The 18,111-nt window shown below is 49.9% G+C and carries 16 protein-coding genes; 8 read left to right on the forward strand and 8 right to left on the reverse strand.

Annotated features, from left to right (window positions below; translation table 11 throughout):
- Nucleotides 1–42: 42 nt before the first annotated feature.
- Nucleotides 43–1,290: an enolase C-terminal domain-like protein gene (locus ACYVIS_RS09650; protein ID WP_460873859.1), complete on the reverse strand. Its 1,248-nt coding sequence runs from the start codon at nucleotides 1,288–1,290 to the stop codon at nucleotides 43–45.
- Between the two features lie 91 nt (nucleotides 1,291–1,381).
- Here ACYVIS_RS09650 and ACYVIS_RS09655 point away from each other — a divergent pair, with 91 nt between their 5' ends.
- Nucleotides 1,382–2,119 (forward strand): GntR family transcriptional regulator, encoded by a 738-nt coding sequence (locus tag ACYVIS_RS09655; protein WP_460873860.1) that lies wholly within the window; start codon nucleotides 1,382–1,384, stop codon nucleotides 2,117–2,119.
- Between the two features lie 74 nt (nucleotides 2,120–2,193).
- On the opposite strand, the gene ACYVIS_RS09660 is transcribed toward ACYVIS_RS09655, so the two are convergent.
- The 6 genes from ACYVIS_RS09660 to tviB all read right to left on the reverse strand — a co-directional run bounded on the left by ACYVIS_RS09660 (nucleotide 2,194) and on the right by tviB (nucleotide 8,030).
- A complete protein-coding gene (locus ACYVIS_RS09660; protein ID WP_232744705.1) occupies nucleotides 2,194–2,925 on the reverse strand; it encodes an amino acid ABC transporter ATP-binding protein in 732 nt (243 codons plus the stop codon).
- A 50-nt stretch (nucleotides 2,926–2,975) separates the two neighbouring features.
- On the reverse strand, nucleotides 2,976–3,635 hold the full coding sequence (locus ACYVIS_RS09665; RefSeq protein ID WP_232741589.1) for an amino acid ABC transporter permease: 660 nt from the start codon (nucleotides 3,633–3,635) through the stop codon (nucleotides 2,976–2,978).
- Entirely contained in the window at nucleotides 3,632–4,297 is a 666-nt protein-coding gene (locus tag ACYVIS_RS09670) for an amino acid ABC transporter permease (RefSeq protein ID WP_232741590.1), read from the reverse strand. The genes ACYVIS_RS09665 and ACYVIS_RS09670 overlap by 4 nt, the downstream gene beginning before the upstream one ends.
- A 69-nt stretch (nucleotides 4,298–4,366) precedes the next feature.
- The gene (locus tag ACYVIS_RS09675) at nucleotides 4,367–5,221 is read right to left on the reverse strand and encodes a substrate-binding periplasmic protein (RefSeq protein ID WP_460873861.1); all 855 of its coding nucleotides are present in this window, start codon (nucleotides 5,219–5,221) and stop codon (nucleotides 4,367–4,369) included.
- A gap of 225 nt (nucleotides 5,222–5,446) precedes the next feature.
- Nucleotides 5,447–6,703 (reverse strand): O-antigen ligase family protein, encoded by a 1,257-nt coding sequence (locus ACYVIS_RS09680; RefSeq protein WP_460873862.1) that lies wholly within the window; start codon nucleotides 6,701–6,703, stop codon nucleotides 5,447–5,449.
- Between the two features lie 52 nt (nucleotides 6,704–6,755).
- Nucleotides 6,756–8,030 carry a Vi polysaccharide biosynthesis UDP-N-acetylglucosamine C-6 dehydrogenase TviB gene (gene tviB / locus ACYVIS_RS09685; protein WP_460873863.1) on the reverse strand — a complete coding sequence of 425 codons (1,275 nt, stop codon included), beginning with the start codon at nucleotides 8,028–8,030 and terminating at the stop codon, nucleotides 6,756–6,758.
- A gap of 221 nt (nucleotides 8,031–8,251) precedes the next feature.
- Between tviB and ACYVIS_RS09690 the strand changes: the two genes are divergently transcribed.
- From ACYVIS_RS09690 to ACYVIS_RS09700, 3 genes are all read left to right on the forward strand, one after another.
- Nucleotides 8,252–9,346 (forward strand): LPS O-antigen chain length determinant protein WzzB, encoded by a 1,095-nt coding sequence (locus ACYVIS_RS09690; RefSeq protein ID WP_460873864.1) that lies wholly within the window; start codon nucleotides 8,252–8,254, stop codon nucleotides 9,344–9,346.
- Between the two features lie 64 nt (nucleotides 9,347–9,410).
- Nucleotides 9,411–10,565: a DegT/DnrJ/EryC1/StrS family aminotransferase gene (locus ACYVIS_RS09695; protein ID WP_460873865.1), complete on the forward strand. Its 1,155-nt coding sequence runs from the start codon at nucleotides 9,411–9,413 to the stop codon at nucleotides 10,563–10,565.
- A complete protein-coding gene (locus tag ACYVIS_RS09700; protein ID WP_460873873.1) occupies nucleotides 10,565–11,173 on the forward strand; it encodes a sugar transferase in 609 nt (202 codons plus the stop codon). The genes ACYVIS_RS09695 and ACYVIS_RS09700 overlap by 1 nt, the downstream gene beginning before the upstream one ends.
- 158 nt (nucleotides 11,174–11,331) lie before the next feature.
- On the opposite strand, the gene ACYVIS_RS09705 is transcribed toward ACYVIS_RS09700, so the two are convergent.
- The gene (locus tag ACYVIS_RS09705) at nucleotides 11,332–11,433 is read right to left on the reverse strand and encodes a transposase domain-containing protein (RefSeq protein ID WP_460873866.1); all 102 of its coding nucleotides are present in this window, start codon (nucleotides 11,431–11,433) and stop codon (nucleotides 11,332–11,334) included.
- Between the two features lie 761 nt (nucleotides 11,434–12,194).
- Here ACYVIS_RS09705 and ACYVIS_RS09710 point away from each other — a divergent pair.
- From ACYVIS_RS09710 to ACYVIS_RS09725, 4 genes are all read left to right on the forward strand, one after another.
- Nucleotides 12,195–14,042 (forward strand): polysaccharide biosynthesis protein, encoded by a 1,848-nt coding sequence (locus ACYVIS_RS09710; protein WP_460873867.1) that lies wholly within the window; start codon nucleotides 12,195–12,197, stop codon nucleotides 14,040–14,042.
- A gap of 116 nt (nucleotides 14,043–14,158) precedes the next feature.
- The gene (locus tag ACYVIS_RS09715; protein WP_460873868.1) at nucleotides 14,159–14,854 is read left to right on the forward strand and encodes a class I SAM-dependent methyltransferase; all 696 of its coding nucleotides are present in this window, start codon (nucleotides 14,159–14,161) and stop codon (nucleotides 14,852–14,854) included.
- A gap of 364 nt (nucleotides 14,855–15,218) precedes the next feature.
- Nucleotides 15,219–16,634, forward strand: coding sequence for a lipopolysaccharide biosynthesis protein (locus ACYVIS_RS09720; RefSeq protein ID WP_460873869.1), 1,416 nt, complete (start codon nucleotides 15,219–15,221; stop codon nucleotides 16,632–16,634).
- A gap of 200 nt (nucleotides 16,635–16,834) precedes the next feature.
- Nucleotides 16,835–18,111 (forward strand): acyltransferase family protein (locus ACYVIS_RS09725; RefSeq protein WP_460873870.1); only part of this gene is annotated, 1,277 nt, incomplete at its 3' end.

The following is an 18,111-nucleotide window of genomic DNA, read 5'->3' on the forward strand; positions in this document are numbered from 1 at the left end:
GGCAAACCTGAATACAGGCGGCCGGCGAGCGATGGCCATGAATCAGTAATCCACCATGCCGCCGCGCTCGGGGTCGGCCCAGCGCGTATTCGGTATCAGCGGGAACCAGCCCGGGCGCGCCGGGTCGCGGTCGTACAAATAACCGCCCTCTTCCTTGTACAGCTCGGCATATTGCTTCAGTTTTTCGCGATCCAGTTCCACGCCCAGCCCCGGGCCGGAAGGCACCGCAATCTTGCCGCCGCGATATTCCATTTTTCCGCCCACGATAATGTCGTCGACCAGGTGATGGTAGTGCGCATCGGCCGAGAAGGCCAGGTTGGGCAGCACCGCACCCAGATGCAGCATGGTGGCCAGTTGAATGCCAAGCTCGCCCGACGAATGCACCGCAATGCCCAGCTGAAAAGCCTCGCAGATGCCCGCCGCCTTGATGCAGGGCCGGATGCCGCCCCAAAAGGTCGTGTCCAGCAAAATGACATCGACGGCCGGGCTTAATATATTGCTGGCCAGCTGCTCGAAATTCACCACCACGGTATTGGTTGCCAACGGTATCGAGGTGTTCTCGCGCACGCGGCGCATGCCGTTCAGGCCCCAGGCCGGATCTTCGTAGTAATTGTTGTTCAGGCCGTCGATGGCCTTGGCGAAGCGTATGGCCTCTTCAACGCTGAGCGCGCCGTTCGGGTCGTAGCGCACGCCGTCATTGCCCACGGCATGCGCCATGGCCTGGAAGGCCTCGGCCTCGTAGTCGGGCGGGAACACGCCGCCTTTCAGCTTGTGCGAGCTGAAGCCATGCCTGGCCTTCAGGCTTAGCGCGTTCTCGACCAACTGATCGATCGTGCGCACCTCGCCCTCGCCCGTGGTTTTGTTGGGATGGCGGAAAAACAGGTAGCTGGCGAATTCCACCGAATCGCGCAACTTGCCGCCCAGATAATCGTAGGCCGGTATGCCCAGGAACTTGCCGATGATATCGATGCAGGCGAATTCGATGGCGGCATGGATTTGCGTGCGATTGTTGTACAGGCTGGCCGTGGGGTTGCAGATATTGAAGCGCAGGCTTTCCAGCTCGAACGGGTCGGTGCCCACCACGTACGGCTTCAAGCCCTGGATGGCCTGTTCGGCGCTTTCGCCGCCGCCGCCCAATTCGCCCAGGCCCACGATGCCGACGTCGGTTTCCACTTCGACAATAGTGCGCACAAAGCGGCCCCAGTGCGCGCCATTGGCATGACGCAACGGCGCCTCGAGCGGAACCGTGACGGTGGTGGCTTTGATATCAACAATCTTGGGTCGTCGCATGGTGCGCCTTGCTAGCAAAATTTAAATTGTATGGTAGTGTACAATTTATGGTCAATGACTAAAATAAGAAATAAATCAACAGGAGGCATACATGTCAGACGCCGGTTTGGATATGAACCAGCCCAACTGGCTGCGCGGCATCAAGCGGGGGGATCCGGCCCAGGCCCGCACGGTAATGCAGGTGGTGTACCAGCGCCTGCTGCACGAAATCCTTACCCTTGAACTCAAGCCCGGCGAAGTGCTGTCGGAAAACATGCTGGCCGAACGCCTGGGGGTAAGCCGCACGCCGGTGCGCGAAGCGCTGGTGCTGCTGGCCACCAAGCAGTTGGTCGACATCTACCCGCAACGCAAAACCATCGTCGCCCCCATACGCATCAGCAACCTGAAAAAATCGCAGTTTATCCGCGAGTCGCTGGAAATCAATCTGATCAAGAAGGCGCTTGAATCCGAACATCACCTGGCCCTGTACGAAGAACTGAGCAAGCAGATCGCCCTGCAGGAAACCTGCATCAAAACCGGCAATACCGACGCCTTCTATGCCTCGGACGAAGAATTCCACCGCTGCATCGTGTACTACGCCGACCTGCCCGAACTGTGGGCCGACATCGCCGACGCCAAGCTGCACATGGACCGCGCCCGGCAATTCACGCTGAAGCACATCGACAGCATGGCCGAGATCATCGAACAGCATCGCGCAATTGCCCTGGCCATCAAAAGCGGCAAATCCGAAACCGCCGAAATCGCCGTCAAAGAACATTTGCGCAAAATCTTCCAGCACCTGAGCCTGACCGCCAAACAATTCCCGGAATTCTTCGAGCTGGATTCGTAAATTCGAGCACACCGCCCCATTCCATAGGGGTGGCCCTTGCGTCGACATACGAAACGTCCATACACGCTGTGCCGTCAACCGCTCCAACCCAAATGGCTTAGAAAATCCTTGGTCCGCGCCTGTTCGGGGTTCACGAAAATCTGATCCGGCGGGCCCTGCTCCAATACCGCGCCCGCCTCGAACACTACGACCCAATTGGCCACCCGGCGCGCGAAGGTCATCTCGTGGGTCACCACAATCATGGTCATGCCTTCGTTGGCGAGCTTCTTCATTACATTGAGCACCTCGCCCACTGTTTCCGGATCCAGCGCCGAGGTGGGCTCGTCGAACAGCATGACTTCTGGCTCCATCGCCAGCGCCCGGGCAATCGCCACGCGCTGCTGCTGGCCGCCCGACAAATTGCTGGGGTAGCTCTGCGCCTTGTCGGTCAAGCCTACCTTGGCCAGCAAAGCCATGGCGCGTTCGTTGGCGGCCTTTTCGTCCATGCCCAGAACCGTGGTCGGCCCTATGGCGATGTTTTCAATCGCGGTCTTGTGGGGAAACAGCTCGAAGCTCTGGAACACCATGCCCATATGCTGGCGCACCTGGCGCAGCGACTTGGGATCCTTGCCCAGCGCCTTGCCGCCGAAGACCACCTGGCCGCCATCGATAATCTCGAGCCCATTGGTACAGCGCAGCAGGGTTGACTTGCCCGAGCCCGACGGCCCGATCAGGCACATGACCTCGCCGCGATTCACCTGCAACGACACGCCCTTGAGCGCCACAAACGAGCCATACGACTTTTGCACATTCTCGTACACCAGCATAGGCGGCTCGTTCGAGCCCTTGCGTTCGGTCGCCCCGGTATTGGCCATGCTCATTCCTTAACTCCGTATTTCTTGTTGATCCAGTCCACGAGCTTGGCCTGCGGGTAGCCCAGCAGCCAGTAAATCGCCGCCATCGCCGTCAGCATTTCTATTACGCGGAAGGTTTGCGAGCGGATCTGCATCGCGGTGTAGGCCAGCTCGCCCACCGCAATCACCGACACCAGCGAGGTGTCCTTGAACAAAGACACCCAGGCGCTGGCCAGCACCGGCAGCACCCGCCGCCAGGCCTGCGGCAGCACAATCTTGAAAAACGCCTGGGCGTTGCTCATGCCCAGCGCCAGCCCGGCCTCTTTCTGCCCCATGCGTATCGAATTGATGCCGCCGCGAAAAGTCTCGGAGTTGTACGCCGAATTGTTCAAGGCCAAGGCCACCAGGCCCGTCATAAAGGGAGAAAGCCCCACGCCCGTCAAGACCGGCATCACATAAAACGCCCAATACACCACCAGGATGATCGGCACATTCCTGAAGAACTCCACAAAACACGTACTGCCGGCCGACAAAATGCGAAACCGCGACAGGCGCATCGACGCCAGCAAAATACCGCCCGGCACGGCAATCAGCATCGTGAATACCGTCAGCAGTATGGTCAGCAGCACCCCATGCGCCAGCAACTGCCAGTGATCAGTAACAACGGACCAGTCCAGATTCATGATCGGCCTAAATGCGCCACGCGCCGATAGAACACATCGACAATGCGTGTCACAGGAAAAATAAGAATAAAGTAGATCACCAGCGCCACCGTAAACACCTCGATGGGCCGATAGCTTTGCGTGGCGATCGTATCGGCGCGGCGCATCAGCTCCGGCACCGCAATCACCGTGGCAATGGCCGTATCCTTGATGGTGCGGGAAATAATCGAACCGAAATCCGGCAGCAAGCGCACAAAGGCCTGCGGCAGGATAATCTTGCGCACCAACTGCGCGGTCGACATGCCCAGGGCCAGCCCGGCGCGCGTCTGGCCCGGCCGAATCGACTCGATGCCGGCCCGCAGGATCTCGGCCACATAGGCGGCCAAATGCAGGCTCAATGCCGCCAACGCCGCCCAGAACGGCGGCAGGCTGAGCCCGGTAAGAATCGGGAAGGCGAAATACGCCCACACCAGAATCACCAGCACCGGAATCGCACGCATGCTGTCGATATAAAACGTCAGTATCCAGGCCAGCCAGCGCGGCCCGTAGCAGCGCCCCAGCCCCATGGCCGTGCCCAGAATCGCCCCGCCCAGCACCGCCAGCAGCGACAGCAAAATAGTCACACCCACACCCGAGAGCAAAAACCAGCCGCTCTGGAAAACAGGGCTAAAGTCGAACTCCATACCTATCCCGCGAAATAGCGCCATCGCACGGCACGGCCCAACAGGGCCATGCCGAAACCGATCGCAACCTTACATTTTTTCAATCGAGGCTTTTTCGTCCGCGGTGAGCTGCGGCTGCATGTGGTCCTTCACGGCCGTCAGCCAATTCAGGAACTTGGGCTGGTTCTTGTCGATGGCCAGGCCAATGTCGGACGCCATCTCGGTGCTGTCCTGGCAGTTGTTGCCCAAAGGCAAGGCATGCAGGCCTTTCACTTTCTTGTTCAGCGCAATCCATGGAATACGATTGATGGGCGTTACATCAGCGCGATGCGCCATGATCTCTTCCACCGGGGCCGCCACACCACTGGCCACACCGCGCAGCTTGGCCTTCGGAAATCGGGTCTTCACCCAGGCTTCTTCGCCACCACCCGTCAGATACGCCACGGTGATGTCCGGCTTGTTGAAATCGTCCACCGACTTGGCGTTTTTCACCTTGGGATTATCCGCCCGGCCAAATACGCACAAGCTGGTTTTCGAATAGGTGACAAAATCCACCACCTTTTGCCGAGCCGGCGTTACCGACAGCGGCGAAATCGTCATATCAACCTGATTGGAAGCCAGCACCGGCACCTTGGTTTCGTGCGACACCAGCACCGGCTGCAGCTTTACGCCCAGCAGCTTGGCGTATTCCTTGGACAGCAGCCAGGCCGGACCCGACCAGGCCTCGCCGCCGCCCTGGGTGTTTTCCACCAGCCAGGGCGGGTTCGACAATACCCCCACCTTCAGCGCCCCGGCCTTTTTAATGGCCTGGATGCGCGGGCTGTCCGCCGGCGGAGTCAGCGCATCGGCATGACCCACCGCCGGCAACACCGCCAGCCCAAGACACGCCACCAGCGAATACCGCTGCGTAGCGCCCAATACCTTCCGTAGTGAAAACCGAGTCATTCCTATGTCTCCTAATAAGTGAATCGTGATCCGCTTGCCACGGCCGGCCAATTCGACCCGCCAGGCAGCGCTGAATTCTTGATTGGATTCTAGTATACATTTCAGAAAAAGTTAATATTTTTCTGATCGGATTTGTAAGACGGGCCTTAAATTTTCGTAGAGAAGGGCCTTGTGCCTGCCCGTTCCGGCCAACACACCAACCCCGGGCGGCCACAAAGGCCGCCTCTACGTGGAATTATGCTTACCCTCTTCATGTCGCATACAGGCCCAGAAGATAATCAAGGTCAACAGGAAAAAAAGGATCCCATTGTTGCGCCCCAAAATCACCTGAGTCATGCCGAACAAAAAAAACGACACCATCAGGGAGGCTCCTGACACCGCCAATACCCGAACCATCAGACCGTCATGCCTCAGCCGTCGGCAAAAACGCCAGAACGCATAGAAGTAAAGGGTCAAAAGAGCCAACAAGCCAAACAAGCCTTGATGCAGCCATACTTCCAGGTAATTATTATGTGTGTTTGAAAGGCCGGACACAAACGGATCTATCTTCTTTTCTGCAGCCAAACGATCAAGCTTGGCGTCATAATCTTTATAACTCCAGCCAAACAGCGGCCTTTCTGAAATACCAGCGATGGCCAGATGCCAAGCGCCTAATCGAGCCCCAACCGAAGTATCGGATACTTGCCGGTTACGGTACATTTGCACTTCTTTCACTGCCTGGTCATACCGGGCCTTAATGCCCAGATCTGGTGCAAGGGATAACACCACTCCAACAATAATCAATAAAGCCACAGCTGCACGTATGGTTCGTTTGACGTTATATTTTCTAGCGAACGCAATAAAAAACAGGGCCACTACCGGAGGCACGGCCAACCAGCCACCTCGTGTTTCCGAGGCAATAAAACTATAAAAGCCAGCCAAGGTTCCTAGCACCAAGGCGATGCGCCAAAGCCGGGCATAGCGCCTCAAGGTATGGGTCCAGAACATACCGGCTACACACAATAGCGCAATCATCAAGGCAATATCACCATAAGGTATCGCACTTGTCACAAAGCCATCGACACGAATAATGCCCAGCCAATGCCGTTGCCACAGCGTAACTACCGCCGACGCCACACCGCCAACCAGCAATCCGCCCCACACAAACGGCAAACACGGAGGTATTTTGAGCAACAAAAGCAGAATCGGGATAGCTAATAAATAGCGGCTAGTTTGATCTATGGTTTTAGGTGGATTGTCGTGCAGCAAGAAAATTAGAAATGAGATTAGAAAAATCGCCAGGAATATTATCACTAGCGTTTTATCTTCTCTTGGCAACACTAGGCGTGGCCGCGTGAATAAAAACCATAAACTACTTAGAAATAGCAGCGCTGCTCCGTAAGAGTAGCCCGATGGTGCAGATAGAGTCAGCGAAAAAAATAAAAAAGCACCGACTGATATAACCAAATGCCATCGGCTACGAAAGGGCTCTATTTTCATCATGATTACGTTTACTGAGCATACACAAGCCACGATAATAGCCCGACCGTTGGGGCTACAAGCGCAAATCTGACTCGGCTTGAGAAAATAAATATTTCAAATCGTACAGGACATGCCGGGCCTTGCCATATTGACGAATCGTCGCGATACCAAGTTTTGCAAATTGCTCGTGCGCAACCGCCAGGACAATCGCATCATACCCACCTGAAACGGGCGCTTTGACCGGTGTAATACCATACTCGCGTTTAGACTCAACTGGATCTACCCAAGGATCGTAAACATCCACAGCCACTCCGTAGTCGTGCAACTCATTCACGATATCCACGACACGCGTATTACGGATATCAGGGCAATTTTCTTTAAAAGTCAACCCCATAATCAACACGCGCGCGCCCTGAGCATGTATGGCACGCTTGGTCATGGCCTTGACCAACTCCGCCACCACATACACACCCATGGAGTCATTCAAGCGACGGCCAGCCAGAATAACTTCAGGATGATAGCCCACAGCCTGAGCCTTATGAGTCAAGTAATAAGGATCCACACCTATACAATGCCCACCAACCAGCCCTGGTCGAAACGGCAAAAAATTCCATTTAGTACCGGCGGCTTCCAAAACCGATTGTGTATCAATACCCATTTTGTTGAAGATCAGCGCCAATTCGTTAACTAACGCTATATTTACGTCGCGCTGCGTATTCTCAATGACCTTGGCCGCCTCGGCTACTTTTATGGAAGGCGCTATATGCGTACCCGCCTTGATAATTTGCAGATACAAAGCATCAACCAGCTTAGCGATTTCCGGCGTAGAGCCCGAAGTCACCTTTTTAATGCTGTTAACCCGGTGAGTCTTATCGCCGGGGTTAATGCGCTCAGGGCTGTAGCCTACAAAGAAATCCCGGTTAAAAACCAAGCCCGACACGCGCTGCAGTTCGGGTACGCATACCTCTTCAGTCGCCCCCGGATATACGGTTGATTCATAAATAACAATATCTCCTTTCTTCAGCACTGAGCCCAGCATCTGGCTCGCACCAATTAAAGGAGTCAAATCAGGCTGCTTGAATTCGTCAATGGGGGTGGGAACCGTCACTATGTATGTATTCGCATGGCAAAGCCGATCCTTGTCCGCCGTGAACACGAGGCGAGTTGCCTCGGTCAACTCCTCGAAGCTAACCTCCAAGGTACTATCAAACCCAATGGAGAGCTCTTCGACACGATCCTGGTTTATATCGAAGCCAACAACGCTACGAAACTTACCAAACTCGACCGCCAGAGGCAATCCGACATAGCCCAAGCCGACTACCGATAAAGAAATATCATTCAAATTCATGCGTCACACGCTACTTAATAAAGAATGCCATTTGGAAATCACATAAAACTCGCAGTGATTGTACGCCCTCCATTTATACCGTAAGTCGCCGGCAACAATCAGTTTCCAGCGCTCTTCAACCCTGACTATTCAGGGGCTGTTAACATTTATAATAGAAAGAAGCATCAACGCCCTCTAATAGCCAACCTTTTAAAAAGGCTGCAAAAGCCGTGGAGTACAGTGTGGAAAACCAGATTCCCCCCAACCATTCACAACAGGACGAGGTCGATTTATTCGACCTTATACAAGCACTATGGTCGGCCAAGCTCCTTATTTTTATTGTCACGCTACTGGTTACCTGTGTTGCCGCAGCCTATGCTTTTCTTAGCACCCCGGTGTATCAGGCCGATGTCCAGGCGCTGCCTCCGACAGCTAACGACTTGTCCTCTTATAACATCGGTAGTCAGCTAACAGGGGCTCCAATCAGCGGCATCACGACAGGGCTTGTAATCAATGGCACCACTCAGGTCGCCGTACCCAATAGCATCAGGGAATTAAGCCCGAAAGAAGCTTACAGCACATTTTTACAGCACCTGGCTTCCCAAACCGTACGCCAACAATTTTTCGAACAGTTGTACTTGCCCGCGCACCATGCCCAACAGACTTCCGTTAGTAAAGAACGTTTGTGGAAACAATTGAATAAAGATCTGAAAGTAATAACACCGCAAAAACCCACCGACATTGAAGCAAAAATCTCTATCGATGGTACAAACCCCAAAACTCTCGCAGAGTGGGCGAATGCGTATGTAGCCATAGCAGCCAATGCAGCCAAAAAAGAACTAATGGCGGATCTTGCTGGAGAAATCCATGTCCGTCAAAAAAGCATCACAGAACAAATTGCCGCCGTACGCAAGATTGCCTTAATTGTCCGTCAAAACCGTATTCAGCATCTGAACGATGCAATAGAAGTTGCAGAATCCGTTGGACTTCTTCAGAACTCTGCTCCAGTAGGGCCCCATGTCAATCCCTTCCTTGCCAACCAGACATATCTGTTGGGCGCCAAAGCACTTCGAGCCGAATTAAATATATTAAGCCAGCGCAAAAGCGACGACCCCTATATTCCAGAATTGCCAGACTTACTCAAAAAACAGGCACTACTTAACAGCGTCGACCTGAACCCTGACCATTTATCGGTGGCAACAATTGATCGTGCAGCAACAGCTCCCGAAGAGCCCATAAAGCCCAAGAAAGCATTGACACTGATTTTAGGGGTTATTTTAGGCGGCATCCTGGGGGTCTTTATTGCCTTAGTACGCCGAAAGCTGAAAAAATCATGACAACCTAAAATGCACATAATCACTCTTTACATTAACAATACCAAGCAATACATCAGGATACATAATGTCCAATTTTTTACCCTACGCACTCCCCGAAATCGGGCCTGAGGAAATCGCGGAGGTCGTAGATAGCCTGAAATCGGGCTGGGTCACCAGCGGCCCGAAAACTCGACGATTCGAGCACGAATTCGCCGCGTTTTTGGGGGATGATAGTCTTGATAGCATCGCCGTAAATTCGGCAACAGCAGGCCTGCACCTGGCCCTGGAGGCATTGGGCGTAGGGCCAGGCGACGAGATCATCACCACTACCTTGACATTTACCGCAACTGCAGAAGTGGCGCGATACATGGGCGCCGATGTGCGCTTGGTCGACATAGACCCCACTACATTGAATATGGATGTAAATGCCTTGCGTGCTGCCATTAGCCCGACAACCAAGGCTATATTGCCAGTCCATTACGGCGGCCTAGCCTGCGATATGGAGGCTATTATCAATGTAGCACGCGAGTACAATCTACTAGTCATTGAAGACGCCGCGCACGCCTTGCCCAGTTACTATAATGGCAAGTTGATAGGCACCCTTGACACCGACGCAACCGTGTTTAGTTTTTATGCCAACAAAACCATGACGACGGGGGAAGGCGGCATGGTTGTAACGCGTAATAAAGAAGCTGCCGCCAGAATGCGGATTATGCGATTGCATGGCATTAGCCGCGACGCCTTCGACCGTTTTGTGTCTAAAACCCCAGCCTGGTATTATGAAATCGTTGCACCCGGCTTTAAATATAATATGACCGATATCGCGGCGGCAATGGGCATACATCAATTAGCCAAGCTGAGCCGTTTTTGCGAACGGCGGCAGGAGCTTGCGCAGCGCTATTTAAGTGCATTAAAACCGCTGCCCTTAGTACTTCCTGCTACCGCCCCCAGTGCCGGACAACACGCATGGCATCTTTTTGTGGTACGAGTTTCAGAAGGCTCTACTAAGACCCGCGATGATGTCATCAACTATCTATCCGAACAGGGGATCGGCACCAGCGTTCACTACCTGCCCTTGCACCGGCAACCCTACTGGCGCGACAGATACCAATTAAAAGCGGCCGATTTCCCAGAGGCTGATCAGGCTTATCACACCATGTTGAGCCTGCCGTTATACACTGCTATGAACAACGAAGATCAAACCCGGGTCATCAACGCTTTAACTCAATGTCTAACGTGATGGCGAAGCGAATTTTCGATATCATATTTTCATTATTGGCATTGATCCTTCTTAGCCCAGTATTTTTGGTAGTTGCAATATGGATAAAAGTCGATTCGAAGGGCTCGGTTTTTTTTCGTCAAACCCGGGTTACTCGATACGGAAGGAACTTCCGCATATTCAAATTCCGCACCATGCGCAAGGATGCCGAAAAGTTAGGGCTGCAAATTACGGCCGGAAATGACCTTCGGATCACCAAAGCGGGGCTTCTTCTTCGAAAATATAAGCTCGACGAACTCCCTCAGTTCATCAACGTGCTGATTGGAGACATGAGCGTTGTAGGCCCTCGACCAGAAGTCCCCAAATATGTGGCACATTACCCCGAGGACGTGCGCAGTCTAATATTGAGCGTTCGCCCGGGAATTACAGACAAGGCATCAATAGAGTTCAAAGACGAGAATAATCTGTTGAATATCAGCGATGATCCAGAAAAAATTTATATAGAAAAAATACTACCAATCAAGGTTCAACATTATGTTGAATACGTTAGAACCCAGAACATATTTAATGATATCTCAATTATTCTAAATACTGTTTCCAGCGTTATTTTCGATAGAAAAAAAAAATAACCAAAACCGAATCAAGGCTAGTTATTGTGGAAGAAAATCTGATCCACTTAGCTTATATGAGGGCGGCCTTTTGGTTGACAACAATAACGAATCAGGATGCTGACAGAATATATGAATATAATAAAAATTAAACAACCACCATTAAATAAATGATAGTTTTAAATAATCGCGAATTTTACCGAGTACTTACTGGACAGGTACACGAGCACATTTCTCAGATACGCATATGGATCATAGTCGTTAAGTTTGGCCGACTCCACAAGCAGATGCGCTAGTACTGTGGTCTAGTCGGAAAAAAAGCCGCCTTGCGGCGATGTTTGATAAAATTCACTGGTTATTGGCGTCCGGTCGGTTCTGGCACTAATGACTAAAGGCCTTGCTCGTCAAAAGACAATCAAGGCCTTTATTTATGGGAGCGTAATACACAGGACTTTGCGGTTGTAGTCGTCGATGATATCGAACAATCGGATACTACGTCCATTGACCAACTCGTCATGTTTTTTTCGACGGCTTCCTTCAATATCTTGGCCCTTAAGCCAGTTACTCCTCGTATATCCTTTGAGTCTTGCGTTTTCTGACTTCAGACCCTTCATATGCCATACCAAATCCGCACTCATTCCACCATACTTGGCGCATCATTTATAGAACACATTGCTCATACCATGCTCACGGTAAAGCCATGACCGGCTTCAGTTTGCTGCAGGATGGCGGTGATTTGGCTGTCGGTAAAGCAGGGGATTACCGGCTGTAGGAAATGCGACTCATGAGTTACAGTGGGTATTCTAAATGCGACATCAACAGTGCGACTGGCTTAGTTACAAATGAGTAAATTGCCACATCTTTAGTTAACGAAGAATGAGGTAATCTTCGACCAGGGACTAAAGATGAAGCCTCAGCTAATTTCGAGTCGTGGTTTTTGCTTTGGACTTTACCGATTAAGATTGGACGACAGTATAGGGGAATGTTGGGGCGGTGTCTTACACTCATACGTCTATCAAATTTTGACTTTTTGTTATTTGGAGTGGTTGTGAGTATCACGCTTCGTTATTTATTGATTTTTCTATTTGATTTCTTAGCTGTAGTAGTTGCATGGCTAGGTAGCTATCTAATTCGCTTTAATTTTCAATGGCCGGTGGAGTATCAACATCAAATCTTGTTGGGAATATTGCCTTTGCTTGTGCTGCAAGTGGTTTCGTGCAAATGGGTAGGGCTTTATCGAGGGATGTGGATGTTTGCTAGTTTGGCTGATTTAAAGCGCGTTATTTTCGCAGTTGCGATTTCAAGCTTCGGTCTGCTTGCCTTTGGCGCTTTTGCTATGGCAAGCCAAACAGTACCCCGCTCCGTCTTATTGTTGTACCCAATATTATTAGTGTTGATTATGGGCGGTGGGCGTGCTATTTGGCGAATGCTACGTGAACAACAAATGTACGGGGCTTTGTCCGACGAAGGTAAGCCAGTTGTTGTAGTCGGAGCAGGTACGGGCGGGGCTATGTTGGTTAAAGCCTTAGAACATAGTCCCGATTGGCACGTAGTAGGTTTAGTGGATGACGATGAAAGTAAATGGGGCTTAGAGATATTCGGCCGTAGGGTCTTAGGAGCCACTGAAAGGCTGGTGGAGGTGCTGGAAAGCTATGGCGCACACCATGTGATTTTTGCAATGCCATCGGCAGGAGCAAGCGTCTTGCGCCGCGTCACCGAGTTGGCTGTCAATGCTGGTGCTCGTGTTTTTACTGTGCCTGCACTAGCCGAGCTGATGAGTGGACGCGTAGCCATAAATACTATGCGCCCCGTTAGAATTGAAGACTTATTGGGGCGTGAGCCAGTAAACATTGATGCCAACAATGTGGCCCAGATGCTAGAGCGAAAAGTTATTTTAGTAACAGGCGCTGGTGGCTCAATTGGTAGCGAGCTGTGCCGACAATTGGTTCAATATAGTCCAACTTGCATTCTGCTAGTAGACTCCAGCGAATTTGCGTTGTATATGATCGAACAGTGGTTTACGCAGTACGCAAAAGATATCCGAGTTGTGTCTTTGATGGGTGACGTCAAAGACGCCGATCGCATGAACGAAATCTTTTTATTGTATCAACCGCAAGTTGTCTTTCATGCAGCAGCCTATAAGCATGTGCCTTTGGTTGAAGTTGGCAATGCGTGGCAGGCCGTGCGTAATAATGTATTAGGTACCCTCACAGTCGCGCAATGTTCTCAGCGTTATGATGTTGAGCGATTTGTATTGATTTCTACTGATAAAGCTGTAAATCCCACCAATGTAATGGGAGCGACAAAACGTTTAGCCGAGATGCTATGCGAAGCGCTACATACAATGAAGCGCGGAACGACAGTGTTTCAGATGGTGCGCTTCGGTAACGTTCTGGGCAGCACAGGTAGTGTTATCCCTAAATTTCAGGCTCAAATAGCTGCAGGCGGGCCGGTTACAGTCACGCATCCCGAAATTAATCGCTATTTCATGTCCATTCCTGAAGCTGCCCAACTGGTATTACAAGCAGCGACCATGGGGCTAGGTGGTGAGATCTTCGTTTTAGATATGGGTGAGCCGGTAAAAATTGTAGATATGGCGCGCAACATGATTCGCTTGTCTGGTTATAGCGAAGATGAAATACACATTGAGTTTACAGGCCTACGTCCTGGTGAGAAACTATATGAAGAATTGCTAGCAGATGCTGAACAAACATTGGAAACGCCTCACGATAAATTGCGTATTGCTCGTTCTAGGCCTGTGCCAGAATTATTCTTAACAGAAATTATTGCCTGGCTGATTGAGTCAACCTCTCATTCAGATGAGGAGGTAAGGATGAGCTTATTGCGTTGGGTGCCAGAGTATGCACCGCAAGTTAATCGGGAGCATTAGAAATGCGTAAACATAAGGACATTAGAGGTTATAGGCCGGAAGTGCTTAGGATCGGATTCACAGGATAGCCCAGTATGATGTACGCTCTATAAAGTTACACAAAATGGAAAGTAAAAATGGTAGATGAGGTCGATTTGGTGGTTGAGCGCTACGAGCGTAGAAAAGCAATGGGCGTGGACAGTCGCTACAACATAATAAACGCCGCTGTTTGGCAAGCTTTGCTTGAAAAGCAAAAAGCTCTTTTTAGATTGCTCAGTGCACATTTGAATACACAAATTTCAGAGACTACTCTTTTAGAAATCGGATGTGGTAGTGGCTCAAACTTGGTAGAGTTGATTCGGTTGGGATTTGATCCATCAAATCTTATTGGTAATGAACTGTTAGATGAAAAGCTAGCATTAGCGCGGAAAAACTTACCCAATAGTGTTGTCCTCTATCCGGGTGACGCAACATCGCTGAATATTTTGGATGAAAGCCTAGATCTCGTTTATCAGTCGACTGTGTTCAGCTCACTAATAGATAATGAATTTCAACAAGATCTAGCGAATAATATGTGGCGCTGGGTTAAGCCAGGCGGTGCAATATTATGGTATGACTTTATCTATAATAACCCCTCTAATCCTGATGTTAGGGGAGTTTCACTGAAACGCGTAAAAACATTATTTCCTGAAGCAAAAATATCAACGATTCGAGTGACCCTTGCACCACCAATAAGCCGACGAGTCACTAAAATCCATTCCTCACTCTATACCTTGTGTAATTTATTCCCATTTTTAAGAACACATGTGTTTTGCTGGATTCAAAAAAATTGAAGTGCCTTGCCCCTTAAAAAAGGCCTGGGTTAATTCGAGCGTATTAACAATTATTCCATCTAAATGAAATCGAAACAGCCTCGATCATCAAACGGTAAAAGTAGCTCGGCTTTTTGCTGTTGCAATTTTTTAGATACCGTAACTCCAAGCACGTATTCCATCAGGCTTTTAAGAACGAAGGTAAACATTGCGCAAGTTGCTTTTACGAACCCTGAAATAGCCTTTAATAAGAACTAATTAAATCAGGAGGTAAGTATCGATATATACACATTGCCTGTCATGTCCTTAGATGAAAGATCCGTCCCACGCGTGTCTGTATCGTCGTTACTAGCTCTGCCGCCACTTATTACAATGGCGAAACTGTATGACCCGCAAATGGAAGGCTATGCCAACCCATAAACTTACAACATCTCTACATGAACGGCTGAAAGACGCTAAACGCAACGGATTTATTCGTTCCGTCTCCATTTTAGTTAGCGGGACAGCCGCAGGGCAAGCGCTTACAATGCTTGTTCTGCCTCTACTAACTCGCTTATATACACCAGCAGATTTCAGCATCTTGGCGGTTTACACCTCTCTACTTGGCATAATCGCAGTGCCAGCCTGCTTGCGTCTAGACATCGCAATCCCTTTGCCAAAGCATGATACTGACGCAGCTAACATCCTCGCGTTAGCATTAGGCTTTGCGACGGCTGTATCAACACTTGTGGCATTACCCGTTTTAATCGCACCCGCTTTTGTTAGCAAATTACTCGGGTCAACGCAAATCGAATTTTACCTTTGGCTTTTACCCATCGGAGTTTTATTCGCTAGCACTTACAGTGCCCTGCAATTTTGGGCAACCAGGAAAAAGGATTTTTCTGTTATTGCTAAAACTAGAGTATCACAAGCTTTTGGTAATATTTCCACGCAAGTGGGGTTTGGCTGGTTCGGGGCTTCACCGATAGGCTTAATCTTAGGTCAAATAATCGGGAACAGTATAGGTATCGCCAACTTAAGTCGACATATTACCGTCAAAGACGGCAGAATCTTCAAAGCTATTCGTTTGAGTGAAATGCACCGTTTATTAATTCTTTATAAGCGATTTCCTCAATATTCAGCAATGGAGGCCCTAGCAAATAACGCGTCTATTCAAATACCTATTATTATCATTGCCAGCACAGCTGCAGGCCCCGAAGCTGGCTTTCTTGCCTTAGCCATGCAAGTAATGCAAGCCCCCTCAAGCATAATCGGCGGGGCTATTGCACAAGTGTATTTATCCAAAGCCCCAGAAGAACACAGACAAGGGAACTTGGGAAAATTTACAACCAATATTTTAGGTGGGTTAATGAAAACCGGCGTTGGCCCCTTGATCTTCGCGGGGATTATCGCTCCTGAGGTGTTCTCATTGCTTTTTGGCGAAAAATGGCATCGGGCTGGCGTGTTAGTAATGTGGATGACACCGTGGCTTACTCTGCAATTTCTAACGTCACCGATATCCATGGCATTACACGTTACGGGAAACCAGATATTAGCTCTCGTTTTACAAGTTTTTGGATTACTTGGCCGTCTTATTGCTGTGCTACTAGCAGCGATGTATTTCAAAAACTACATTTCTGAAATGTATGCAATTTCTGGGGCAATTTTTTATCTAATTTACCTGATTTTAATCATAAAAATTGTGGCTGCACGTGGCCATGAATTGCTGCAGCAAGTTAAACATAGCTGGATCTACATTTTAGTGTGGGGCGTTTTAGGCCTTTCGGTCAAACTTCTAATCGATACAATTTGGCGCATATAAAAAGCGAAACGCCAATCTGCTGGCAACTTAATATCAGATCAATCCTGAATTCGGGGACGTACATACGCCGACTTTGGCGCCCACCGTGTTCGATATATCTCTTCGCATACAGGTGTCCACCTGGGTAAATGGAAAAATCAAATTCGAGGTTAGCTTGGTAGAATGTTGCTAATTTTTAAAACAACAAAAGATATTTCAAAATGAAAGATAAGCACGTCCTGTCTCAAAAATACCGTCCTGATGTTGACGGTTTGCGTGGCGTTGCCGTAATTCTCGTTCTTCTATTTCACGCCGGCTTTGCATCTATCAGTGGTGGGTTTGTTGGAGTTGACGTCTTTTTCGTCATTTCCGGATATCTAATAACAAAGATTCTATTTAGCAACTGTCAGAACAATCAGTTTGACTACTTCAAGTTTTTATCAAAGCGCTTTTTTCGGCTCTATCCGAGTCTGGTTACCATTCTCGCATTAACCTTGGCGTTTGGCTATCTTCTGCTTTCGCCCCAACACTTTCAAACCCTAGGGCAATCGACAATAGCAGCTTTGTTTTCGGTTTCGAATATTGTATTTTTGAAGAACTCGGGATACTTTGCGGAGGCTGCGTCTACTAATGCTCTTCTGCATACGTGGTCTCTTGGCGTCGAGCAGCAGTTCTACCTACTTTGGCCCCTCATCCTTCTGGTTGCATTCAGGTTTCGGGCTTGGGCTGTCCCAGTCGTCATAGCTGTAATTGGCTCCGTATCACTGTACTATTCGCAACAAGCTGTACGACATGAGCCATCTGCGGCTTATTTCCTGACCCAATTTCGCGTATTCGAGTTTGCCATCGGTGGACTAATACCGTGGTTAGAACGGTTACGACCCACCAAAAATGTCATGCTAGAAGTCTTGCTCGCTTGCGGGATTGCAGCATTACTCTATAGTGCAATCACGCTGAACAAAGATCACCCGTTCCCCGGTCTTGCCGCGTTACTGCCTTGTTTGGCGGCTGGCCTATGCATCTTCGCTGGCCCAGCGCAGTATATTGGTACACTGCTTCGAAACCGACTAATGGTGAACATTGGCCTGATTTCCTACTCTCTTTACCTAGTTCACTGGCCAATTATCGTTTTCTATCGGTATTTCATATACACCGAACCAACAACCCATGAAAAATGGGACTTGGTCGTAATCCCGTTTCTTATCGCCTATCCCGTTTATCTATGGGTGGAAAACCGATACCGGCGCCTTAACTTTTCAACTCTCGGATGGACTCGAGCCTTTACTTCGGCATGCGCAATCGGGGTGGTGATCTTTACGTCCACTCAGGCGATATACACAAATGGCTCTCCGTGGCGCCTTAATAGTGACGCTCAAGCCAAACTGGCGAATGCAGCTCATTTTCATCAAACGAACTACGGCGGAGACGGTTTTCGAGGCCGTAAGCGTCATTCGAAGGCCGTCTTGACGGCCGAATTATTCAGGCCCACTTGGCGCCA

The sequence above is a fragment of the Paralcaligenes ginsengisoli genome (assembly GCF_054781135.1).